22 protein-coding genes and 2 tRNA genes are annotated in these 21,254 nt (G+C 71.0%); 12 read left to right on the top strand and 12 right to left on the bottom strand.

All coding sequences use genetic code 11. From position 1 onward, the window contains the following. Positions 1-1,205, top strand: a 1,205-nt coding sequence (gene larC, locus C468_RS08880; protein WP_008848555.1) for a nickel pincer cofactor biosynthesis protein LarC, incomplete at its 5' end; no start/stop codon positions are given. 20 nt (positions 1,206-1,225) lie between these two features. Here the strand turns inward: larC and C468_RS08885 are convergent. After that, entirely contained in the window at positions 1,226-1,537 is a 312-nt protein-coding gene (locus C468_RS08885; protein ID WP_008848556.1) for a hypothetical protein, read from the bottom strand. A gap of 559 nt (positions 1,538-2,096) precedes the next feature. Between C468_RS08885 and aspS the strand changes: the two genes are divergently transcribed. The 3 genes from aspS (at position 2,097) to C468_RS08900 (ending at position 4,696) form a co-directional block, all read left to right on the top strand. Next, a complete protein-coding gene (gene aspS / locus C468_RS08890) occupies positions 2,097-3,401 on the top strand; it encodes an aspartate--tRNA(Asn) ligase (protein ID WP_008848558.1) in 1,305 nt (434 codons plus the stop codon). Between the two features lie 268 nt (positions 3,402-3,669). Beyond that, complete coding sequence (locus tag C468_RS08895; RefSeq protein ID WP_008848559.1) at positions 3,670-3,960, top strand: hypothetical protein; 291 nt, start codon at positions 3,670-3,672, stop codon at positions 3,958-3,960. Position 3,961: 1 nt separating this feature from the next. Beyond that, positions 3,962-4,696: a DUF4382 domain-containing protein gene (locus C468_RS08900; protein WP_049912153.1), complete on the top strand. Its 735-nt coding sequence runs from the start codon at positions 3,962-3,964 to the stop codon at positions 4,694-4,696. 260 nt (positions 4,697-4,956) lie between these two features. On the opposite strand, the gene C468_RS08910 is transcribed toward C468_RS08900, so the two are convergent. The 3 genes from C468_RS08910 to C468_RS08920 all read right to left on the bottom strand — a co-directional run bounded on the left by C468_RS08910 (position 4,957) and on the right by C468_RS08920 (position 7,149). Further along, positions 4,957-5,634 (bottom strand): TVP38/TMEM64 family protein, encoded by a 678-nt coding sequence (locus C468_RS08910; protein ID WP_008848561.1) that lies wholly within the window; start codon positions 5,632-5,634, stop codon positions 4,957-4,959. A 60-nt stretch (positions 5,635-5,694) separates the two neighbouring features. After that, entirely contained in the window at positions 5,695-6,222 is a 528-nt protein-coding gene (locus C468_RS08915) for a hypothetical protein (protein ID WP_008848562.1), read from the bottom strand. 99 nt (positions 6,223-6,321) lie between these two features. Beyond that, entirely contained in the window at positions 6,322-7,149 is an 828-nt protein-coding gene (locus tag C468_RS08920) for an NAD(+)/NADH kinase (protein ID WP_008848563.1), read from the bottom strand. A 121-nt stretch (positions 7,150-7,270) separates the two neighbouring features. Here C468_RS08920 and C468_RS08925 point away from each other — a divergent pair, with 121 nt between their 5' ends. Beyond that, positions 7,271-8,713, top strand: a complete 1,443-nt coding sequence (locus tag C468_RS08925; protein WP_008848564.1) for a KaiC domain-containing protein — start codon at positions 7,271-7,273, stop codon at positions 8,711-8,713. Between the two features lie 223 nt (positions 8,714-8,936). Then, positions 8,937-9,194, top strand: coding sequence for a hypothetical protein (locus C468_RS08930; RefSeq protein WP_008848565.1), 258 nt, complete (start codon positions 8,937-8,939; stop codon positions 9,192-9,194). A gap of 122 nt (positions 9,195-9,316) precedes the next feature. On the opposite strand, the gene C468_RS08935 is transcribed toward C468_RS08930, so the two are convergent. Next, positions 9,317-9,387, bottom strand: a tRNA-Gly gene (locus C468_RS08935). Between the two features lie 91 nt (positions 9,388-9,478). Here C468_RS08935 and C468_RS08940 point away from each other — a divergent pair. Next, positions 9,479-10,918, top strand: coding sequence for a M28 family metallopeptidase (locus C468_RS08940; RefSeq protein WP_008848566.1), 1,440 nt, complete (start codon positions 9,479-9,481; stop codon positions 10,916-10,918). Here C468_RS08940 and C468_RS08945 read toward each other — a convergent pair. After that, positions 10,915-11,832 carry an NAD+ synthase gene (locus C468_RS08945; protein WP_008848567.1) on the bottom strand — a complete coding sequence of 306 codons (918 nt, stop codon included), beginning with the start codon at positions 11,830-11,832 and terminating at the stop codon, positions 10,915-10,917. The two genes, C468_RS08940 and C468_RS08945, sit on opposite strands and share 4 nt — an antisense overlap. 445 nt (positions 11,833-12,277) lie before the next feature. On the opposite strand from C468_RS08945, the gene C468_RS08950 reads away from it, so the two are divergent. Further along, a complete protein-coding gene (locus tag C468_RS08950) occupies positions 12,278-12,811 on the top strand; it encodes an Rrf2 family transcriptional regulator (protein ID WP_008848568.1) in 534 nt (177 codons plus the stop codon). Between the two features lie 24 nt (positions 12,812-12,835). Here C468_RS08950 and truA read toward each other — a convergent pair whose 3' ends face one another. From truA to C468_RS08965, 3 genes are all read right to left on the bottom strand, one after another. Then, on the bottom strand, positions 12,836-13,714 hold the full coding sequence (truA, locus tag C468_RS08955) for a tRNA pseudouridine(38-40) synthase TruA (protein WP_008848569.1): 879 nt from the start codon (positions 13,712-13,714) through the stop codon (positions 12,836-12,838). Next, positions 13,711-14,196 (bottom strand): universal stress protein, encoded by a 486-nt coding sequence (locus tag C468_RS08960; RefSeq protein WP_008848570.1) that lies wholly within the window; start codon positions 14,194-14,196, stop codon positions 13,711-13,713. The genes truA and C468_RS08960 overlap by 4 nt, the downstream gene beginning before the upstream one ends. Positions 14,197-14,271: 75 nt before the next feature. After that, entirely contained in the window at positions 14,272-14,472 is a 201-nt protein-coding gene (locus C468_RS08965; RefSeq protein ID WP_008002988.1) for a XapX domain-containing protein, read from the bottom strand. Positions 14,473-14,606: 134 nt separating this feature from the next. Here C468_RS08965 and C468_RS08970 point away from each other — a divergent pair, with 134 nt between their 5' ends. Then, on the top strand, positions 14,607-15,173 hold the full coding sequence (locus C468_RS08970; RefSeq protein ID WP_008848572.1) for a peptidylprolyl isomerase: 567 nt from the start codon (positions 14,607-14,609) through the stop codon (positions 15,171-15,173). Positions 15,174-15,219: 46 nt separating this feature from the next. Here the strand turns inward: C468_RS08970 and C468_RS08975 are convergent, their stop codons facing one another. The 3 genes from C468_RS08975 to C468_RS08985 all read right to left on the bottom strand — a co-directional run bounded on the left by C468_RS08975 (position 15,220) and on the right by C468_RS08985 (position 17,693). Next, on the bottom strand, positions 15,220-16,167 hold the full coding sequence (locus C468_RS08975; RefSeq protein WP_008848573.1) for a D-2-hydroxyacid dehydrogenase: 948 nt from the start codon (positions 16,165-16,167) through the stop codon (positions 15,220-15,222). A 114-nt stretch (positions 16,168-16,281) separates the two neighbouring features. After that, a complete protein-coding gene (locus tag C468_RS08980; RefSeq protein WP_008848574.1) occupies positions 16,282-17,484 on the bottom strand; it encodes a cystathionine gamma-synthase in 1,203 nt (400 codons plus the stop codon). A gap of 98 nt (positions 17,485-17,582) precedes the next feature. Beyond that, positions 17,583-17,693 (bottom strand) — tRNA-Glu (locus C468_RS08985). Positions 17,694-17,945: 252 nt separating this feature from the next. On the opposite strand from C468_RS08985, the gene C468_RS08990 reads away from it, so the two are divergent. The 3 genes from C468_RS08990 to C468_RS09000 are packed head-to-tail and all read left to right on the top strand — an operon-like array spanning position 17,946 to position 21,094. Beyond that, positions 17,946-18,752, top strand: a complete 807-nt coding sequence (locus tag C468_RS08990; RefSeq protein ID WP_008848575.1) for an alpha/beta fold hydrolase — start codon at positions 17,946-17,948, stop codon at positions 18,750-18,752. A 1-nt stretch (position 18,753) separates the two neighbouring features. Then, the gene (locus tag C468_RS08995) at positions 18,754-20,340 is read left to right on the top strand and encodes a class I adenylate-forming enzyme family protein (protein WP_008848576.1); all 1,587 of its coding nucleotides are present in this window, start codon (positions 18,754-18,756) and stop codon (positions 20,338-20,340) included. Between the two features lie 52 nt (positions 20,341-20,392). After that, entirely contained in the window at positions 20,393-21,094 is a 702-nt protein-coding gene (locus tag C468_RS09000) for a helix-turn-helix domain-containing protein (protein ID WP_008848577.1), read from the top strand. Positions 21,095-21,254 lie beyond the last annotated feature (160 nt).

A 21,254-nucleotide genomic window follows, 5' to 3' on the forward strand; every position in this document is an offset into this window, starting at 1 on the left:
ACCACGAGCACGGTCACGGTCACGGCCACGGACACGGTCACGACCACGACGACAACCACACCCATCACGACCCGGAACACGCCGAAGGGGCCGGCGTCCACCGCAGCTACCCCGAGGTCGTCGCGCTCGTCGAGTCGATGTCCCTCCCCGAGTCCGTCGAGTCGGTCGCGCTCGACGCCTTCGAGCGCCTCGGCCGCGCGGAGGCGTCGGTCCACGGCACCGACCTCGACGAGACCCACTTCCACGAGGTCGGCGCCGACGACGCGATCGCCGACGTGGTTGGCGCGGCGCTGCTGCTCGACGACCTCGATCCAGACCGGGTCGCGACCACCCCGGTCGCGACGGGCGGCGGCGCCGTTGAGATGAGCCACGGGGTCTACCCGGTCCCCGCGCCCGCGACGACCGAGGTCGTCGCCGGCGCCGATTTCTCGGTGGTCGGCGGGCCGGTCGATCGCGAGCTGCTCACGCCCACGGGCGCCGCGATCCTCGCGGCGGTCGCCGAGGGCGTCGACGCGCTCCCCGACCTCGCCGTCGACGCCGCCGGCTACGGAGCGGGCGACGCGACCTTCCCGGACCATCCGAACGTGCTCCGGGCGCTGGTCGGCGAGGGGCGCGAGCCTGACGCCGCGGGTCACGGGCAGCACGGCGGCGGGCACCACGCCGGCGGGCAGCACGGCGGCGGGCACCACGCCGGCGCCGCCGACACCGACGCGCCCGAGAGCGGAGGCGGCCTCGTCCACGACGACGTCGCCGTCCTCGAAACGAACCTCGACGACGCCGCTCCCGAGGTGCTCGGCGGGCTCCAGGAGACGCTCAAGCGCGCCGGGGCGCGCGACGTGACGGTCGTGCCGACCACGATGAAGAAGTCGCGACCGGGGCACCTCGTGAAGGTGATCTGCAAGCCAGCGGACGCCGGGGCGCTCGCGGAGCGGCTCGCCCGCGAGACCGGGACCCTGGGGGTCCGCCAGTCCGGCGCGAGCCACCGGTGGATCGCCGAGCGCGACTTCGAGACGGCGGTCCTCTCGGTCGACGGCGACGACCACGAGGTGACGGTGAAGGTCGCGTCGACCGCCGACGGCGACGTCTACGACGTGAGCGCCGAGTACGACGCCGCCGCCGCGGTCGCCGAGGCGACCGGGCTCCCGATCCGAGACGTGCTCCGACGGGCGGAGCGGGAGGTTCGCGATCGGCTCGGAGCGGAGTAGACCCCAACTGGGACCGCCGATCACCCCGGCGGTTCGACCCGCTCGACCTCCTTCGGTTCGACGCCGAACCCGTCGGCCAGCCGGTCGGCGACGCGCTCTGCGACGCGCTCGCCGGGCCGGTCCGCGCTCCGGACCGAGAGGGTCGTGACCGCCTCGACGGTCGTGTCGTTGAGCCCCGGCTGGAGGCCGGCGATCGACAGGTCCTCGACGGCGACGCCGTCGACGCGCTCCAGTTGCGCACGGGCGCCGGCTTCGAGGTCGCCGGCGGCGGCCTGCGAGACGCGGACCGTCACGGTCGCTTCCACGGTCTGTGAGTGGATGGCTGCTGCCATAGCCCCTCGCCGCGAGTCGAACGCGGCGCGGACCGGTCCGCGGCCTCGAACGCGGGCCCGCCGTCGACGGCGAACCCGACGCTCGCGAGGGGGCACGGTCGCGTCCGGTGACCGGTGATCGCCAACCGCTGGGCGGCGACCGCCGAGCGACGCAGCGACGGCTGGAGAAGTCGGGATGCGGTCCGTCCCGCGGGGAACTCCCCAGCCGACGCGCGTCACGCGGTCGGGCGGGCGGACCGTGTCTCCGGAGTCCCGTAGCCGTTCCAGCCGAGGAGCGCGCCGCTGACGACGGCGGCGAACGCCGATGCGATGGAACGGAAGCGGGTCATACGCGGACTCCGGCGGCGCGAGAGCGCCGTTACAGCCCTGATATGTCGGATGATTATTAAATCTACTGAGACCGTGTGTATCGGTAACTGTGCTCATATCTGTGGTGCCGGTCTCACCGAGGCGCGGCCGCGAATCCCGCGCAGATGACCCAGATCGGCCGGTTCCGGTGAGGGCGAGACGACAGGCCTATGACGAACGCCCGACCAGTTGCGCGTAAGCAGCCACCGTCATGATCGAGCGAATCCACACGTCGGACGTCGAACCGGACGCGGACGAGGTCGCCATCGCCGGCCACGTCCACGAGATCCGCGACCTGGGAGGCCTCGTCTTCCTCATCGTGCGCGACCGCGAGGGGCTCATCCAGATCGTCTTCAAAGAGGAGCGCGAGCCGGAGCTGTTCGAGGCCGTCCAAGACGTGGGCGCCGAGGACGTGGTCCGGGTCGTCGGCGAGCCGCTTGAGAGCGATCAGGCGCCCGGCGGCGTCGAGATCGCGCCGACCGAGTACGAGGTCATCGACGAGGCCGACTCCCCGCTCCCGCTGGAGATCTCGAAGGACATCGAGGTCGACCTCTCGACCCGGCTCGACAACCGCGCGCTCGACCTCCGGAAGCCGGAGACGCTCGCGGTGTTCACCCTGCGCTCGAAGCTGATGACGGCGATGGAGGAGTGGTTCGACGACGAGGGGTTCGTCGACATCAAGACGCCGCTCATCTCGAAGGGCGGCGCGGAGGGCGGCGCCGAGCTGTTCCCGATCCTCTACTACAACAAGGACGCGTTCCTCTCGCAGAGCCCCCAGCTGTACAAGCAGATGCTGATGGCGTCGGGCTATGAGGCCGTCTACGAGACGGGCACCGCGTTCCGCGCCGAGGACTTCGCCACCTCCCGGCACGTCTCCGAGATCGCGATGTTCGACGTGGAGCTCGCGTACATCGACGACCACGACGACGTGATGGACGTCCAGGAGGAGTCGCTGCGCCACGCGCTCCGCGCGGTCGCCGAGAGCGCCGAGCGCGAGCTCGACCTGCTCGACGTCGACCTCGAGGTTCCCGAAGACGACTTCCCGCGGATCACCTTCGACGAGGCGCTCGACATCCTCGAGACCGAGTTCGGACACTTCCCGGACGACCCGACCGACCTCGACACGAAAGGGGAGAAGCTGCTCGGCGAGCACTTCGAAGAGCGGGGCCACCCCGCGTTCTTCGTCGTCGGCTACCCCGACGAGAAGTTCTACTACATGCAAGACGTCGAGGGCGACGACATCGCCTCGCGGAAGTTCGACCTCATTTATAAGGGACAGGAGCTCTCCTCGGGCGGCCAGCGCGAGCACGACGTCGACCGCATGGTCGAGGTCATGGAGGAGGAGGGCGTCGAGACGGCCAACTTCGAGTTCTACATCGAGGCGCTCAGCTTCGGTACCCCGCCCCACGGCGGCTACGGCCTCGGTATCGACCGGCTCGTCCAGCAGGTCGCCGGCCTTGACAACATCAAGGAGGCGATCATGTTCCCGCGCGACCCGAACCGGCTGGAGCCCTGAGCGCGTCGCCACCCCCGGCCGGACCGGCCGGACCGGCCCCGTACGAGGTCGACCCGGCCGTCGTACGCGCGGAACCGCGCCGCTGACGCGGTCCGCGGCCGCGCCGCCGACCGCGGCCGTCCGATCCGTTCTTTTATAAGCGATACGCCGATCTCACAGAAACGCCGTTTGAGAGTCGCTACCTGCGGCTAATCCGGATTAAATCGGGCATAACTCGGCCAAACGGCTTGGGGTGTTAAAGGGCGTAGCGACGCGAGAGCCAATCGTCATGAACGCGATCCGAACGACACTGATCGTGGCGCTCGCCACGGTGGTACTGATCGGGACCGGCGCGGCGGCCGGTGCCGTCGCCGCGACGCCCGGACCGGACAACAGCTCGGGCGACGCCGGCCCGCCGAGCGACCTCCCGGACGCGGTTCCGGACTTCGTCGGCGACATCCTGAGTAGCGTGAACGACTTCCTCTCCGGGGGTGTCGACGATCTCGGTGAGAACGTGAGCGACATCGCCGGCGACGACGCCGGTGAAGACGACGAGGCCGACGCCGAGGGGGGTGCGTAACGTGACGGACCGCACGCCCGACCTCGACGCGCTCGACCGGCGAACCTACCTGCAGGCGACCGGCGCCGCCGCGCTCGGTGCGGCCGGCCTCGCCGGCTGCGTCGGCCGCGCGACCGGAACGCTCGCGACCGCGGTCACCGACCAGCCCGCCGACATCGCCGACTTCGAGTCGCTCGTGGTCACCGTCGAAGGGATCTGGCTCGGCCCCGAGGGCGCCGAGAGCGGCGCAGACGGGAACGAGACTGACGACGAGAACGCGACGGACGACGAGTCGTCCGGCAACGAGACTGACGACGGCGGGGACGACGAGGACGACGGCGATGGCGAACCCGCCGGCCGCGAGTACCACGAGTTCGACGAGCCGCAGGAGGCAGACCTCGTCCAGCTCCAGGACGGTGAGACGAAGCTGATCGACGAGCGGGAGCTGTCGGTCGGCACCTACCGCTTCCTCCAGTTGGACGTGTCGAACGCCGACGGAACGCTCGTCGAGGGCGGTGAGGCCGAGGTCGACCTCCCGGGGAACGCCCCGCTGACGTTCAACGCGGAGTTCGACGTGCGCGAGGACACCCGAACGGTGTTCACCGCCGACTTCGCCCCGGTCCGCCGCGGGAACGGACGGTACCTCCTCCGACCGGTTCCGAGCGGGATAGAGGTCGATTACGAGGAAACGGACGGCGAGTCCGGAGACGGCGACGACAGCGGCGGAACCAACGAAAGCGACGACGAGACCGCGTAACCCTCGACGCGTCGCGTTCCCCTCGATCCCCCGTTGAAGCCGCGGTCAGGTCGCCGATCGGCGGTCGAACCGGCCGTATCGGCCGCGCTTCGGGGTCAGGGCTGGGAGCGGTCCCGGGATTCGGGGACCAGGGGAATGCACGCTCGCGTCGGTCCCCCGTCGGAGGCACACGACCCGTTCGATCGTCCTGCCGCGGCTCTCGCGTCGGGGCGGTCGGTTTCGTTCGACGCGTGCGACGACGCTCGCCGCGCCGACCCAGATCACGCGGTCGGCGACGCGCTGTCACTGGTAAACGTTCGATACAACGGTCCGCCGAGCAGCAGCGCTCCGACGCCGGCCATCGCGAGCACCGCGGCGGGATCGATCGAAGCGGTGCCGCCCTCCGCGAGCCGGTCGACGGAGACCCCGATCGCGACGCCCACGACCGCCCACGGGAACTCTCCGACCGCCGTGCCGACGAGCAGCGACCGGAGTCGGACGCCGGCCCCGCCCGCGGCGACCGAGACGGCGTCGGAGGGCACGGGCAGCAGGCGGGTCCCGGCGACGGCTCGGACTCCCCCGGTGGCGTCGGCGAACCGCTCGCCCGCGCCGCAGAGCCGGTCGGCGAGCCGAGAACACTCGCGTGCCCGGACGCGGCCGGCCCGCGCGAGCCAGTAAGGCGGGAGCGCGGTGGCGACCATCGCGGCGACGCCGACCGGGACTCCGGCCCAGCCGTACCCGAAGCCGGCGACGACGGCGAGCAGCGTCGTCGGCCACGCGAGGAACGGTCTGACCGCCGTCAGCGCGACGAGTGCGGCGCCGAACCGGACCGGGTCGCCGGCGAACCACGACAGCGGCCCGAGCACGGCGTCGGGGGAGACGGCCCACGCGACCGCCGCGAGCGCCGCCAGCGCACCCCCCGCGAGGACGTACCCGACGATCCCGGTTCGGCGATTCACGAGCGGTGATGTTCTCTCGGGGGATAAACGCTTTGTGGAGCGCTCTGGCCTTTTAATAACTCACTCCTCGACGAACGCCCGACGGAACTCGGTCGAGAGATGCTCGCGTTGCCACGCCTCGACCGCGGCCTCGTCGAGCCGACTCGCCCATATCGCGAGCAGACCGGCGGCGAAGGCGAGACCGGGGAGGGTCAGCGCGGCGGCGTCGACGAACAGGCCCGGTCGAAAGAGGAAGAGGCCGATCCGGTCCCGGAGCGCGCCCCACGCCGGCCCGAACGCGGCCCACCGGAACGCGGCCGGGACGACCGCCACGGTCGCGGTCGGGGAGAGGAACGCGTTCGTCACGGGTCCGCCCTTCCCCCGCGCGAACGCGGCGGCGTAAACCCCCCAACAGGCCGCCGACGCGCCCGCGGACGCGACTCGCCGGGGGCCGTCCGGGGCGGCGTGGTCGAGGGCGCCGAGTCCGTACAGGAGGGCGGCGACGCCGACGTAGCCGATCAGGCAGACGAGCGCGCCGGCGGCGAGGACGGCGGCGTGGTCGGTCCGCGACTGATCCGCGAACGGCGCCAGCCCGGTCGGAAGCGACATGCACGGGAGATGCGGTCGACCGGCGGTTGAAGCTTGCGAGTCGGCGTCCGCACCGCGATCGGGCGAAGCGGCGTGTCGAGCGGCCTCACGCACCTCGGGTCACGACAGCTTCCCGAGCGCTTCGAAGAAGTCGGAGGGGGGCCCCGCGATCCGCATCGGCGGCGTCGTCCGCTCGACGGTCACCTCGGCCGGGGCGGAGAGCGTCGTCGTGTTCCGTCCGTCGCTCGCGACGACGAACCCGTCGACGCCCTCGACCGATACGGTCACGGTCGCGTCGGCGTCGACCACGAGCGGCGGCATCCCCTCGTCGGCGGCCATCTCGTTGATGACGAGCCCGCTCACGTCGGGGTGGACGAGCGGGCCGTCTTCCGAGAGGTTGTACGCGGTCGAGCCGGTCGGCGTCGCGACGAGGACCCCGTCAGCGTGCCCGCCGGCGTACCGGCTCCCGTCCACGCGGACCTCGTAGTCGATCCCGGCGCCGGGGCCGCGCCGGCCGCTCTGGATCACGATCTCGTTGGCCGCCGGGACGGAGGCCCAGTCGCCGGTCCGGGCGGCGAGCCGCGGCGCTTCCCGCACGTCCATCTCCCCGTGGTCGAACGCCTCGACCTCCGAGAGGAGGGCCTCCTCGGCCGCTTCGGGAGGGACGGCGTTGAGGAAGCCGACCTCGCCGAGGTTGACGCCGACGATCGGGGTGTCCTCGGCGTTGCGCGCCACGAAGAGGAACGTCCCGTCGCCGCCGACCGCGACCGCGAGGTCGCAGTCCGCCAGCGCGTCGACCGCGCGGCCGGCCGCCGGCTCGCCGAGCGCGCCGGCGGTCTCCGCGTCGAGCCAGACGGACGCGCCGCCGCCGACGACCGCGTCGCGCAGCTCGTCGGCGACCGCGACCGCGCGCTCGCTCCCCTTCCGCGCCACGATTCCGACCTCCATGGGCGACCGATTCTCGCCGCCGGACAAAAGGATGCGGACATCGGACCGCGGTTCCGGAAAGTTTCAAGCCGCCCGCCCGCCTTGCCAGAACCATGTCGACCCCCCACGGCCGACTGGGACCATGAGCGAGGACGACGACTGGTTCGAGCGCGCGTTGCGGGACATCGACGGGGACAGCGGTGCGGCCGGCGACGGGGACAGCGGTGCGGCCGGCGACGAGGCGGCCGACACGCACGACCATGGCGAGACCGACGACGAGGCGGTCGTCGAGGAGGGAGGCGCGGCCGAATCGGACGTCGGAACCGACGGAGACGACGACCGGCCAGGCGATCGGGGACGCGACCCGTTCGGCGGGATTCGAGACGGCGAGCGGGACCCGACGCGAGACGCCGGAGACGACGCGGCCGACCCGTTCGGCGGGGAGTCGGTCGATGGGGAGTCGGTCGAGGAGGAGTCGGTCGAGGAGGAGTCGTTCAGTGGAGACTCGTTCGGCGACGGCGATCCGTTCGGCGAGGAAGACTCGTTCGGCGGCGGATCCTTCGGCGAGGAAGACCCGTTCGGCGGCTCGTCAAGCGCCTCATCGGGGGACGAACCGTCCGAATCGACCGGCTCCGGCGGGGAGTTCGGCGGCGGGTCGTTCGGTGACGGTGACCCCTTCGGCGGGTCGGGCAGCGGGGCGACCGGCGGCGGGCCGGGGGAGAGCGAGGAGGTCGGCGGCGGGTCGGCAGACCCCTTCGGCGGGTACCGAGGAACCGCCGGGAGCGGCTCGGGGGACCCGAGCGGGATGGGGTTCGACGAGTTCGCCGGCGGGGCGGGCGGCGACTCGTCGCCGGGGTTCGACGTCGACCCCGACGAGTTCGAGTCGGCGATCGAGCGGACCGACATCGGGATCGAGGGGCTCGACGAGATGATCCTCGGCGGGGTCCCGCGCCGCTCGCTGCTGTCGGTCATCGGCGGCGCCGGGACCGGGAAGACGACGTTCGCGCTCCAGTTCCTCAACGAGGCGCTCGAGTCCGACCGGAAGGGGATCTACATCACCCTCGAACAGACCCGGGAGTCGATCCTCTCGACCGCGGAGGAGAAGGGGTGGTCGTTCCGCGAGCACGCGGAGGCGGACCGGCTCGCGGTCGTCGCCATCGACCCGATCGAGATGGCCAACTCGCTGGCGTCGATCCGGAACGACCTCGTCCGGCTCATCGCCGAGTTCGACGCCGACCGGCTGGTGCTCGACTCGGTCTCGCTCCTCGAGATGATGTACGACCACCCGGCGAAGCGCCGGTCCGAGGTGTTCGGGTTCACCCGCTCGCTGAAGGAGGCGGGCGTCACGACCCTGCTCACCTCGGAGGCGAGCGAGGAGAACCCCTACGCCTCCCGGCACGGGATCGTCGAGTACCTCACCGACGCGGTGTTCGTGCTCCAGTACATCCGCGGGACCGACTTCCGCGAGACGCGCCTCGCCGTGGAGATCCAGAAGATCCGCGACGCGAACCACTCCCGGCAGTCGAAGCCGTACGACATCACCGACTCCGGAATCTCGGTGTACGGACAGGCGAACATCTTCTGACGGCCGGGAACGCGCGCGCGGCGAGGTGGGTTTATCAATCGCGTCGCGGAACGGATCTCCGTGTCCCCCGCGATCGCGTCCCTCGTCCCCTCCCGTCGAGCGCTCGGGACCGGTCTGATCGCCGGTCTCGCTCACCTGGTCGTCACCGCCGCGCTCGCCGAGTGGTTCGAGTTCTCGATCGACGTCTCCCCCTTTTTAATGGTACGTCGCCGTCGGCGGGCTGTTGCTCGGAGCGGTCCCGGTCGCGATTCTCGCCGAGACACGGCTCGTCGCCCCGTCGATCGTCGTCGGCGTCGCGTTCGCCGCGTCGGCGTACGGGACGTGGTCCGTGACCGTCGCGCCGGCCGCGACTCTCACCCCGGTGGACCCGACGCCGTTCGGCTGGTACCTGATCGGGTGGGTCGCCGTGCTCGGCGTGGCGCTGATCGTGGGCGGAGCGGAGTACGCCATCCGTCAGGTGGTGACCGTGCGACGCGAGTGAGCAGGTGTAGTACATTTAAAAATAGGTCCGTGGCTCGCGGTGTCGCTCGCCACAGAAACGCACTCTCCGGGACCCCCGCGAGCCTGCGAGCGGGGGTACGGACGGTGCACGACCGAAGGGAGTGCACCGTCCGGGAATCGAACCCGGGCTATTAGCTTGGGAAGCTAATGTCCTACCACTGGACCAACGGTGCTCACTCGAACGTATCGAACCGTCCCACTTGAACGTAGCGTTTCGGGTGCCGCGAGCCACACGCTTAACCCGCCGCCGACGGAGTCGTTTCCATGCACTCACAGCCGAACGAGACGGACGTGACGGCCGATCCCGCGGCCGTCGAGCGCGTCCGCGAGCGACGCGCCGAGCTCGCGCCGGCCCTCGGCCGGACGTGGACTGACGGCGAACCGCGGCGCTTCCTCACCGATCTCACCGCGATCGGGAGCCGGATGGCGGGCGGCGAGGGCGAGCGCCGAGCCGCCGAGATCGTCGCCGACGCGTTCGAGCGGGCGGGGCTCTCTGGCGTCGAGACGAGACCGTTCGAGGTGGCGGCGTGGGAGCGCGGGAGCGCGACGCTCCGAGTGACGGCTCCCGAGCGCGACGGCGCGGCGGCGACCCGCGAGTTCGAGGCGCTCGCGCTCCCGTACTCGCCGAGCGGGAGCGTCGCCGGCGACCTCGTCGACGTGGGGTACGGCACGCCCGCGGAGATCGACGAGCGGGACGTCGGGGGGCGGATCGCGGTCGCGTCGACGACGACCCCTGAGGGCGGCCGGTTCGTCCACCGGATGGAGAAGTTCGGGTACGCGATCGACGCGGGCGCGGTCGGCTTCGTCTTCGTCAACCACCTCGACGGCCAGCTCCCGCCCACCGGGTCGCTGACCTTCGGCGAGGAGGCCGACGCCGTCGCGGTCGGCGTCTCGAAGGAGACCGGCGCGTGGCTCCGGGAGTACGCGGTCGATGGGCGCGGCGGGATCGCGACCGAACCGGAGCCCGTCGCGCGCGCCGAGCTGTCGGTCGAGGCGACGACCGAACCGGGCGAGAGCCGGAACGTGGTCGGTCGCGCGGGCCCGGACACCGACGAGCGGCTCCTCCTGCTCGCGCACTACGACGCCCACGACATCGCGGAGGGCGCGCTCGACAACGGCTGCGGGATCGCGACCGTCGCGACCGCCGCGGGGATCCTGACCGAGGCCGCCCTCCCGATCGGCGTCGACGTGGTCGCGGTCGGAGCGGAGGAGGTCGGGCTCCTCGGGTCGGAACGGTTGGCCGACCGGGTCGACCTCGACCGGGTGAAAGGGGTGGTCAACGTCGACGGCGCGGGGCGGTTCCGCGACCTGGCGGCGCTGGCGCACGCCTCCGAGACGGCCGCGGCGGTCGCGGAGGCGGTGTCGACGGCGACCGACCAGCCGATCGCGGTGGACGCGGAGCCGCATCCGTTCTCCGACCAGTGGCCGTTCGTCCGGCGCGGGGTGCCGGCGCTCCAGCTCCACAGCGACTCCGGCGACCGCGGGCGGGGGTGGGGCCACACCCACGCGGACACCCGCGACAAGGTCGACGACCGAAACGTTCGGGAGCACGCGATGCTCACCGCGCTGCTCGTCGCCGAGTTCGCGGCCCCCGAGCGCGATGCCCCCCGACTCGACCGCGACGACCTGATCGCGGCGTTCCGCGAGGCCGACTTCGAGACGGGGATGCGCGCGGCCGGCCTCTGGCCGACCGGCTGGGATTAGTCCCCTCGCCCGGTCGGTATCGGCGGCGGCGTGCGCTTGTGCGCCGCGGCGCGGTGGCGCGCGAGCAGGTCGGCGACCGTCTCCTCGTCGGCGTCGCCCGACAGCCGCTCGGCGATCGCCTCGGCGTCGAGCCCGCGGTCGACGCCTAGCCGCAACACGGCGTCGATAACCTCGTAGGGGGCGCCGAGGTCGTCCGCGTCGCGCTGCCCGGGGAGGAAGCCCGCGGTCGGCGGCTTCTCGACGACGAACTCGGGCACCTCGAGCTCGTCGGCGAGCGCGCGGACGTCGGTCTTGTACAGGTGGCCGAGCGGGAGCAGGTCGGCGGCGCCGTCCCCGTGTTTCGTCACGTAGCCGAGGAGACGTTCGCTCCGGTTGGTCGTCCCGCAGACGAGCCGCCCCGTCGCGTTGGCGGCGAGGTACGCGAGCGTCATCCGGAGGCGCGCGATCGCGTTCCCGGAGCGGACCGGCTCGTCGTGGAGGTCGAACCGGTCGGGCGCGACCGCGCCGAACTGCGCGAACAGCGGCTGGAGGTGGACCGTGTCGTGTTCGATCCCGAGCGCGTCCGCGAGCGCCTCGGCGTCGCGGGCGTGGGGCGCTCCGATCTTGTTACACGGGAGTATCAGTCCGTACACGCGGTCGGCGCCGAGTGCCTCGACCGCCAGCGCCGCCGTCACCGTGGAGTCGAGCCCGCCGCTCATGTTAACGACCAGCCCGGCCGCGTTCGCGGCCGCGACCCGGTCGTCGATGAACGTCCGAATCCGCTCGCGCTCCGACTCCGGGTCCGGGGCCTCGAACGGGCCGACGGCGTCGTCGGAGGCGTCGCGGATCGACGCGTCTCGGTCGTTCCCCGTCGCGGCCGCGGAGCGGTCCGGCGCCGTCCCCGACTCGAACGCGGTCGAGCGCGGGTCACCCATCGATACGCCCCCCGAACGGCGGTTCCGGACCCCGTCCGTCGAGGGCCCGCCCGCTCGAACTGCGCGGCCCTCGAGCGAGTCGATCGGCCCTTGCGGTCGAGCCGCACCGCCGACACGCGCGGGCGTCGGTTCGAAAGCTCATGTTCGCTCGTCGCTTCCGAACGGACGGGTAAATACCCACGGTGGGTTTTGTTTAAGGTCTTCCCAAGATTACGTATTGATTGGCACTTTGTGGAGATAATTTCTCATATTAAACCGAAAGAAACCGCGTAGATTGAACGAAAAGCAGAAACTTACTCTCTACGCGGGTTCGAAGTACACACATGACCGTGTGAAAGAATTATTAGTCCAGAACAGTCACTTTTTCTGCTCTTCTATGCCAAGGTAAACAATATAAGGGAGAAATAACCCAACATTTATACACAGATAATCGTTCAGTACGCCCATGTCGACGATACAGCTCACGACGAGTCAGAGACGGGTGCTCACCGCGCTCGTGAACCTCGCGGAGAACGCTGACCCGCCGGTGTCCGGCCGGACGATCGCCGAGTCGATCGACCGCAACCCCGGAACGGTCCGAAACCGCATGCAGAGCCTGCGCGACATCGGCTTGGTGAAGGGCGTCGCCGGGCCGAAAGGCGGCTACGTCCCGACCGACGCGGCCTACGAGACGCTCGGCGTGGAGCGGATGGACGACGCCGCGAGCACGCCGGTCGAGCGCGAGGGCGATCCGGTGGAGGGCGTAAACGTCGAGGAGATCGACCTCTCCAGTGTCGCCAACCCCGAGCTGTGCCGGGCGGAGCTCGTGATCCGCGGTCCGGTCGGCTCCTTCGACGCGGGCGACCGGGTGACCGTCGGTCCGACGCCGGGCGCGGGCCTCCGGCTCTCTGGGGTCATCGACGCGACCCACGTCGACGGCAACACCCTGCTGGTCCGGGTCGAGGGGATGGAAACGCCGGGCGGCGGGTCCGCCGCGTAGGTCGCGATCAGTCCGTTTCGGTGATCAGTTCTCTTCGGCGATTCGGTCCCGGATCGCGCCCGTCGCCGCGGCCGCGTGTCGGGCGTCGCGGTACCGCTCTCCGAAGGCGACGGTCGCGCTCTCGGCCGCCTCGGGGTCGACCGCGAACGCGACGCCCTCGTAGGACACGTCCCACAGCACCAGCGGCTCGGGCGGCGCGGGCCCGACCCCGAGCTCGCCGGGGACCGGCTCGGAAGCGAGCAGGCGGTCGATCAGGGACGGGTCGGCCGCGCCCCGGCCGACCGCGCGGACCGCGGCGACCAGCCGGCGCACCAGCGCCCGCGGGAACCCGTCGGCGGACACCTCGACGACGAGGAGGTCGCGCGCCCGGGTCGCGCCGGCGGTGAGGTCTCGGACAGTTCCGTTCTCGTCGCTGGTCAGGTTGTGGAAGTCGTGCTCCCCCGAGAGGCGCGCGAGGGCGTCGCGGACGCGGTCGTCGTCGACCGCGTGCGGGCGGTCACCGCCGTCGCTGCGAGCCGGCGCGTACAGGTGGTAGCGGTAGGTCCGTCGGGTTGCGTCGTGGGTCGCGTGGAGCCCCTCGGGCACGTCGGCGGCCGCCCACACGCGTACCGACCCGGGGAGGTGACCGTTGAACGCCCGAGGGGTGAGCCAGTCGGGCGCCGCGAACGCGACTGTCTGCGCGACCGCCGAGACGCCGGCGTCCGTCCGCCCCGCGGCTGCGTATCCCGGCGGCGTCGCGTGCGTCGGCCCGTCGCCGCGGTCGAGGATCCCGTGTTCGGCGAGCCCGCGAAGGAGGGTCCCCTCGACGGTCGTCGCGTGGGGCTGGCGCTGAAAGCCGGCGTACTCGCGGCCGTCGTACGCGACCCGGAACGCGCGGGTCGCCGGCGTCGATGCCTCGGTCACTCCGCGTCGGGAGCCCCGTCGTCGCCCGCGGCGTCGGCGGCCGCCGCGTCCTCCCTGTCGGCCATCGGCACCGTGACGACCGGGACCGGAGAGACCCGGACGACCTTCTCGGTGACGCTCCCGAGGAGCACGCGCTGGATCCCGGAGCGGGCGTGGCTCGGCATCACGACGATGTCGGCGCCCACGTCACTGATCGCGTTCTCGATGACGTCGACCGGCTCGCCGCGGAGGACGTTGCCGACCACGTCGACGCCCGCGGACTCCAGCTCCGCCGTCACGGTCTCGACGCGTTCCTCGGCCGCGTCCTCGACGCGCTCGGCGAACGCGCCGGCCTGCGGGCCGCGAAGCGTCTGTGCGATCGTGTCGATCGCGGAGACGACGTACACGGTCGCTTCGTACCGTTCCGCGAGGCTCTTCGCGTGCGGGACCGCGTCGTTCGCCTCGCCGCCCGGCGCCACGGGGAGGAGGATCGCGTCGTACATACCCGAGCGTCCGCCCGCCGGGTGCAAAACGGTACCGGCCGCAGCGACGGCCGAGGGCCGGCGGCGTCGGCCGGGTTACAGCCCGAGCGCCTCGAGCAGGTCGAAGCCGACGCCGGCGTAGCCGACGAGCTTGAAACCGAGGTAGATCCCCACGATCGCCACCACGCCCGGCAGTTCGGGCGGAGCGGGGATCGGGACGCGGAGGAAGGCGAACAGCGCGCCGACCGTCAGGCCGACGACGAGGGCCGCGATCGTCACCACGGGCGTGGAGCTCATGTCGGCGATTCGGCGGCGTCTGTTCATAAGGGCGGCGTTCGCGGTCGATGCCGGGAGCTCGCCGTCCGGGCCACCGACTCCCGTCCGCGCCGCGGATGGGCAGGGTTTTCAGACGGGCGCTCCACCGTTGAGGCATGGCACGAGAGGTTTCCAACCCCGACAACCCGCAGGTGACGCTCCACACGAACCACGGCGACGTCGTCGTCGAGCTGTTCGCCGACCGCGCCCCGAAGACGGTCGAGAACTTCCTCGGACTGGCGCGTCACGACCCCGCCGCGGACGCCGACCCCGCCCGCGACACGAACACGTGGGAGGACCCCGAGAGCGGCGAGGTCCGCGGCGACTCGCTGTACCAGGGGAACGTCTTCCACCGCGTCATCGAGGGGTTCATGATCCAGGGCGGCGACCCGATGGAGAGCGGCCGCGGCGGCCCCGGCTACCAGTTCGACGACGAGTTCCACGACGACCTCACCCACGACGGCCCGGGGATCCTCTCGATGGCGAACTCCGGCCCGAACACGAACGGCTCGCAGTTCTTCGTCACGCTGGACGCGACGCCCCACCTCGACGGCAAGCACGCCGTCTTCGGGCAGGTCATCGACGGGATGGACGCCGTCGAGGAGATCGGCGCCGTGCCGACCGACCGCCGCGACGAGCCCCGCGACACCGTCGAGATCGAGCAGGTCACGGTCGACGAGTAAGCCGCGACGCGGTCGCTGTCCGTTATAAGTAGCTTCGAGCGGCCGCTCAGACGACCCGGTTCTCGAGCTCCTCGCCGTCGTCGAGCCGGTCGAGGTTGCCGGCGAGGATGTCGGCGACGCGGTCGTAGTAGTGCGGGGTGTGGCCCGCGTTGTGCGGGGTGATCGTGACGTTCCCGAGCCCCCACAGCGGGTGGTCCTCGGGGAGCGGCTCGGGGTCGGTCACGTCGAGCGCGGCCCCGCGGATCCGGCTGTTCCGGAGCGAGGAGACGAGCGCATCGGTGTCGACGATCGGCCCGCGCGCGATGTTGACGAGGACGGCGTCGGCGCGCATCGTCTTGAGCGCGTCGGCGTCGACGAGCCCCCGCGTCGTCTCCGTCAGCGGGCACGCGAGCACGACGTACTCCGCGTCGGCGACCGCCTCGTGGAACCGGTCGAACCCGTACACCTCGTCGGTCGGACCGCCCTTCTCGGGCGAGTACCGGACGCCGACCGTGTCGGCGTCGAACGACTCCAGCCGGTCGACGATCGCCCGTCCGATGGCGCCGAGCCCGACGACGGCCACCGTCGAGCCATACACCTCGGTCGTCTCGTAGGTGCGCCACTCCCGGTTCGCCTGCTGTCGTCGCGCGCGCGGCCACTGGCGGGCGTGCGTGATCATCGACCCGACGACGTACTCGGCGATGTTCGGCCCGTGGACCCCCGAGGCGTTCGTCACGGCGACGCCGCGGTCCGCGAGCGCGTCGCGCGGGAGGTGGCCGGTACCGGCGAACACGCAGGCGAACAGCTCGAGCTCCTCGGCGGCGGCCAACAGCTCCTCGTCGATGTCGAGCCCGACCGCGACGCGGGCGGTCTCGATCAGGTCGCGCTCCTCCGCGGGCGTCCGCGCCAGGACGACCTCGCGGCCCGGGAGCCGCTCGCGGAGCGACGCGACCAGGTCCGCGGCGTCCGAGCCGTGGATCGTCTGCCGCAGTACGAGTACGTCTGGTTCGCTCATGGCGAGCGACTCGGCGCGAATGTTATAAAGGGTGTCCGTGCGGCGAGGAGTTCCGGCTTCGGGAGGTGGCAGAGTCGGCGATCCGCGTCCGGTGACTCCGCGGCCCGCGTCCCGCTACTCCAGCGCCGCGTCGAACGCCCGCTGGAGGTCGGCCTTCATGTCGTCGACGTGCTCGATCCCGACGGAGACCCGAATGAGGCCGTCCGTGAGCCCGGCCGCGAGCCGTTCCTCGCGCGGGATCGCGGCGTGGGTCATCGCGGCCGGCTGCTCGATCAGGCTCTCGACGCCGCCGAGCGACTCCGCGAGCGTGAACACCTCCGTCTCGCTCACGACGGTCGACGCCTGATCGAGGCTCCCGTCGAGTTCGAACGAGAGCATGCCCCCGAACGCGTCCATCTGCTCGGCGGCGAGCTCGTGGTCGGGGTGGCTCTCCAGTCCGGGGTAGTACACCCGGCTCACGTCGTCGTGACCCTCCAGCCACCGCGCCAGTTCCATCGCGTTCTCGCAGTGGCGGTCCATCCGCACCGGGAGCGTCTTGGTCCCGCGGAGCACCAGGAAGGAGTCGAACGGGCCGGGCGTCGCGCCTACCGAGTTCTGGTAGAAGCCGAGCCGCTCGTCGAGGTCGTCGTCGTCGACGATCAGCGCGCCGCCGATCGTGTCGGAGTGGCCGCCGAGGTACTTCGTCAGCGACTGCGAGACGATGTCGGCCCCGTGTTCGAGCGGGCGCTGGAGGTACGGCGTCGCGAACGTGTTGTCGACCGCGCAGAGCGCGTCGTTGTCGTGCGCGATTTCGGCGAGGGCGCCGATGTCGTTGACGTTCATGAGGGGGTTCGTCGGCGTCTCCACCCACACAAGCTCCGTCTCCTCGCGCATCGCGTCCCGGACCGCGTCGTGATCGGTCGTGTCGACGAAGCTGGTGTCGACGTCGTACTCGTCGTACACCTGCGTGAGGATGCGGTGGGTCCCGCCGTACACGTCGTCGCCCGCGACGACGTGGTCGCCGGCCTCCAGCAGGTTCAGGACGGTGTTGATCGCACCCATCCCGGAAGAGAAACAGCGCGCGTGGCTCCCCGACTCCAGCGAGGCGAGGTTCGCTTCGAGGTCGCTCCGGGTCGGGTTCCCGGTGCGGCTGTACTCGTAGCCCCGGTGTTCGCCGGGGGCGTCCTGCTTGTACGTGGAGTTCGCGTGGATCGGCGTCATCAGCGCGCCGGTCTCCGGGTCGGGCTCCTGCCCGGCGTGGATCGCGCGGGTCTCGAAGCGGCGGTCGTCGGCGTCGGGGAAGTCGCCGCCCTCGCCGGCGTCGGATCGGTCGCTCATGGCGGACGGTCGTCGCCGAGGGAGGTGATTCTTCCCCTTCGGAGGCGGCACAGAGGTGCCAGCGAGCGCGACCGCTGGCGGCGTGAGACTGTGAGAAGTGCTCGGTCAGGGATTTGAACCCTGGTCGTCGGCTGTCTTCCAAACCGGCGCGCCGGCGCGCCGCGTCTGTCGAAAGGCCAACATGATTGGCCGGACTACACCAACCGAGCGCAATTTCGGATTGTGCCGCATCCGATTTAACTCTTCTCAAGTCGCGGCACCGTGGGAGCCGTCGGCAGGGTCGCGTCTCCCGGTTCGGTGGGGTCGCGTCCCTCGGTTCGGCAGGGTCGCGTCTCCCGGTTCGGCGGGAGTTCGATCACCGGTTCGGTGGTATCGCGTCTCCCGGTTCGAGCGCGATCGACCGCCGCCGGTTGATACGTTAACGTGCGGGTTGATAGGGCGCCGCGCGCTCCGTGTTAGGTATGCCGAGAGTGACACGGGACGGCGTCTCTATCCACTACGCCGTCGACGGACCGAGCGACGGCCCGACGGTGCTCCTGTTGGAGGGGCTCGGGTACGGCCGCTGGATGTGGCGGTGGCTGACCGAGGACCTCGCCGACGAGTACGAGGTGCTCCGGCCGGACAACCGCGGCACCGGCGACTCCGACGCGCCCGAGGGACCGTACGCGATCGCGGAGATGGCCGCCGACGCGCGGGCGGTCCTCGACGACCACGGCGTCGACCGGGTCCACGTCTGCGGCGCGTCGATGGGCGGGATGATCGCCCAGGAGGTCGCGCTCGGCGACGACCGTGTCGCCTCGCTGACCCTGCTGTGTACCTCACCGGGAGGTGATGAGGCACCGGAGATGCCAGCGGACGTGCAGGAACACATCTTCTCCGCGCCCGACGACCTCGGCCCGCGCGAGCGGATCCGGTACCTGATGGAACCGGCGGTGAGCGACGGGTTCTACGAGCGCGAGCCCGATCTCGTCGACCGGATCGTCGACCTGCGGCTCGCCGGCGACGCGACGCCGAGCGGCCGGGAGGCGCAGGCCGCCGCGGTGGCCGCGTTCGACGCGACCGACCGCCTCGCCGATATCTCCGTCCCGACGCTCGTGCTCCACGGCACCGAGGACCGGGTGCTCCCCGTCGGGAACGCGGAGCTGCTCGCCGAACACCTCCCGCACGCGACCGTCGAGCGGGTCGAGGGCGGCCCGCACCTCTTCTTCATCGAACGGAGAGCGGAGATCGACGCCCGAATTCGGTCGTTCCTCGACGAGGTCGCCTGAGATGGATGGGAACGATCCGCGGGCGGCCGGCGAGAACGCGGTCGACCCCAGACCGCACCCGCACGCCGACCGGGGGTACGAGTGGGTCGGATCGCTGTCCGCGCGGCGCGCCCGCCTCTCGCCGGACCGCGTCGCCGTCACGGACACGGCCGCCGGCGAGGAGTACACGTACGCCGACCTCGACGAGCGCGCCAACCGCACCGCGCGGTTCCTCCGCGATGCCGGCGTCTCGACGGGGGACCGAGTGGCGGTCGTTTCGCGGAACCGGGTGGAGCTGGTCGACCTGTTCTTCGCGACCGGGAAGGTCGGCGCGGTGCTGGCCCCCCTGTCGCACCGCCTCGCGGAGCGGGAGCTGGCCGCGGTCCTCGGCGACGTCGACCCCGGGCTGCTCATGGTCGAGACCCCGTTCGAGGGCGACGTCGTCGACGCGCTGGAGCGCGCCGACGCGGAGCCGCCCGTTCGAGCGATCCCCACCGGCGAGGACAACGCGTGGCGCCCCTACACCGAGGACCTGCCCGCCGACGGCTCGCCGGTCGAGACGGCCTCGGTGTCGCCCGCGGACCCACGCCTCTTCCTCCACACCGGCGGGTCGACGGGGACCCCGAAGGAGACGGTGATAAGCAACGGCGCGGTCCACTGGAACGGGTTCAACACGATCACCGCGTGGGGACTCCGCGAGGACGACGTGACGCCGATGGTGTTCCCGATGTTCCACACCGGCGGCTGGAACGTGCTCACGGTCCCGTTCTTCCAGATGGGCGCGCGCATCCTTCTGAGCCCGGAGGTCGACCCCGGCCGGGTCCTCGCGGACGTGGAGCGCGAGGGGGCGACGACGCTCGTTGCGGTCCCCGCCGTCCTGCGGATGATGGCCCGCCACGACGACTGGGCGGCGACGGACCTCTCGACGCTCCGGTTCGTCAAGAGCGGCGGCGGCCCCTGCCGCGAGAGCGTGATCGACGCGTGGCGCGACCGCGGCGTCGAGATCTCGCAGGGGTACGGGCTCACGGAGTGCGGCCCCAACAACTTCGCGATGCCCGACGGGTTCCCGGCGGAGAAGACCCAGAGCGTCGGCGTGCCCGCGCTCGGGGTCGACGCTCGCGTCGTCGACGAGGACGGCCCGGTGCCCGACGGGACGGTCGGGGAACTGGAACTGGCCGGGCCCGCGGCCGCCGACGGATACTGGAACAACCCGACGGAGACCGCCGAGACGTTCGGCAACTGGGTCTCGACGGGCGATCTGGCCCGCGTCGACGACGACGGCTACTACCACATCGAGGGACGCAAGAAGAACATGTTCGTCTCGGGTGGCGAGAACGTCTACCCGCCCCGCGTCGAGGACGCGCTCACGGACCACCCGGGGATCGAGGAGGCCGTGGTGATCGGCGTCCCGAGCGAGGAGTGGGGGACCGTCGGTAAGGCGATTCTCGTCGGCGACGAGTCGCTGACGCTCGACGACGTGAAGTCGCATCTCGCCTCCCGGGTCGCGCGGTTCGCGGTGCCGAAGGAACTCGCGTTCGTCGAAGAGATGCCCACGTCCGGCCCGTCGAAGATTGACCGAACGGCCCTCAAAGAGCGATTCGGAGGGTGAGACAGAATATCCCAGGAACAACCATTATATACGTAGGGGCAAAGGTCAGCCCATGATCGACGTCACGATGGATATGGAGCAGTTTGACTGCCCGTTCATCGACACCTCCGCGGATCACGACGTCGGCTTCTCCGCGATGCACTGGCAGCTCGACACGGCCGCCGAGCAGTTGGAGACGCGGCTGCTCGTCGAGTCACCGGACCGCTACGAGCTGGGAGAGGGGCTGGAGACGCTCCGCGACCACGAGAACATGGCGGAGTACAAGCTGTTCTCCAAGCAGGACGGCACCGCGATCATCCGGACCGTCATCGAGGAGACGAACGCGATGTCGACGATCACCGACCACGGCGGCTACATCACCGGTCCGTTCCGAATCGCGGACGGCTCCGAGCAGTGGCAGGTCGGGTTCGACGACGACGCGACCACGGAGGCGGCGCTGCACGACTTGGAGAAGGGCAACGAGTTCGTCGTCGAGGACCGGTCGGAGCTGTCGATGGAGTCGCTCTTCGACACCATGCGCAACGCGAACGCGGCGTCGACGATGCTGGAAGCCTGCCGCGACCTCACCGACGTCGAGCGCGACACGATCGAGACGGCCGCCGAGGAGGGGTACTTCGAGTCGCCCCGCGAGGCGACCCTCTCGACGCTCGCCGACGAGTTCGACGTGTCGACGGCGGCGGTCTCGAAGAACATGCGCCGCGGCGAGAAGAAGCTGCTTCGAAGCGTCGTCGCCGCGCTGGATCGCATGAACTAACGACACCCCGTCGCCCGCGGTCTCGCGGTCACGAGCCGGCAAGCTCGGAAGTTGTGCTCCGTCGCGTGAGCGATCGTTTTCGAGGCGTTTTCCGCGTTTTCGAGCTACTTGTTAACATCTTAACTCGGCCCCTTTTGCCCGTGTGGTCACACCGATTTAG

It is taken from the genome of Halorubrum kocurii JCM 14978 (assembly GCF_000337355.1).
GTDB lineage: Archaea > Halobacteriota > Halobacteria > Halobacteriales > Haloferacaceae > Halorubrum > Halorubrum kocurii.

What these genes read in the sequence shown, in the direction of transcription:
- C468_RS08975 (WP_008848573.1), bottom strand. Translation starts at nt 16,167, where the DNA reads ATGAGCGAACCAGACGTACTCGTACTGCGGCAGACGATCCACGGCTCG.
- aspS (WP_008848558.1), top strand. Translation starts at nt 2,097, where the DNA reads ATGATCGAGCGAATCCACACGTCGGACGTCGAACCGGACGCGGACGAG.
- C468_RS08940 (WP_008848566.1), top strand. Translation starts at nt 9,479, where the DNA reads ATGCACTCACAGCCGAACGAGACGGACGTGACGGCCGATCCCGCGGCC.
- C468_RS08925 (WP_008848564.1), top strand. Translation starts at nt 7,271, where the DNA reads ATGAGCGAGGACGACGACTGGTTCGAGCGCGCGTTGCGGGACATCGAC.
- C468_RS08895 (WP_008848559.1), top strand. Translation starts at nt 3,670, where the DNA reads ATGAACGCGATCCGAACGACACTGATCGTGGCGCTCGCCACGGTGGTA.
- C468_RS08980 (WP_008848574.1), bottom strand. Translation starts at nt 17,484, where the DNA reads ATGAGCGACCGATCCGACGCCGGCGAGGGCGGCGACTTCCCCGACGCC.
- C468_RS08885 (WP_008848556.1), bottom strand. Translation starts at nt 1,537, where the DNA reads ATGGCAGCAGCCATCCACTCACAGACCGTGGAAGCGACCGTGACGGTC.
- C468_RS08945 (WP_008848567.1), bottom strand. Translation starts at nt 11,832, where the DNA reads ATGGGTGACCCGCGCTCGACCGCGTTCGAGTCGGGGACGGCGCCGGAC.
- C468_RS09000 (WP_008848577.1), top strand. Translation starts at nt 20,393, where the DNA reads ATGATCGACGTCACGATGGATATGGAGCAGTTTGACTGCCCGTTCATC.
- C468_RS08995 (WP_008848576.1), top strand. Translation starts at nt 18,754, where the DNA reads ATGGATGGGAACGATCCGCGGGCGGCCGGCGAGAACGCGGTCGACCCC.
- C468_RS08960 (WP_008848570.1), bottom strand. Translation starts at nt 14,196, where the DNA reads ATGTACGACGCGATCCTCCTCCCCGTGGCGCCGGGCGGCGAGGCGAAC.
- C468_RS08915 (WP_008848562.1), bottom strand. Translation starts at nt 6,222, where the DNA reads ATGTCGCTTCCGACCGGGCTGGCGCCGTTCGCGGATCAGTCGCGGACC.
- C468_RS08950 (WP_008848568.1), top strand. Translation starts at nt 12,278, where the DNA reads ATGTCGACGATACAGCTCACGACGAGTCAGAGACGGGTGCTCACCGCG.
- C468_RS08970 (WP_008848572.1), top strand. Translation starts at nt 14,607, where the DNA reads ATGGCACGAGAGGTTTCCAACCCCGACAACCCGCAGGTGACGCTCCAC.
- C468_RS08990 (WP_008848575.1), top strand. Translation starts at nt 17,946, where the DNA reads ATGCCGAGAGTGACACGGGACGGCGTCTCTATCCACTACGCCGTCGAC.
- C468_RS08920 (WP_008848563.1), bottom strand. Translation starts at nt 7,149, where the DNA reads ATGGAGGTCGGAATCGTGGCGCGGAAGGGGAGCGAGCGCGCGGTCGCG.
- C468_RS08965 (WP_008002988.1), bottom strand. Translation starts at nt 14,472, where the DNA reads ATGAGCTCCACGCCCGTGGTGACGATCGCGGCCCTCGTCGTCGGCCTG.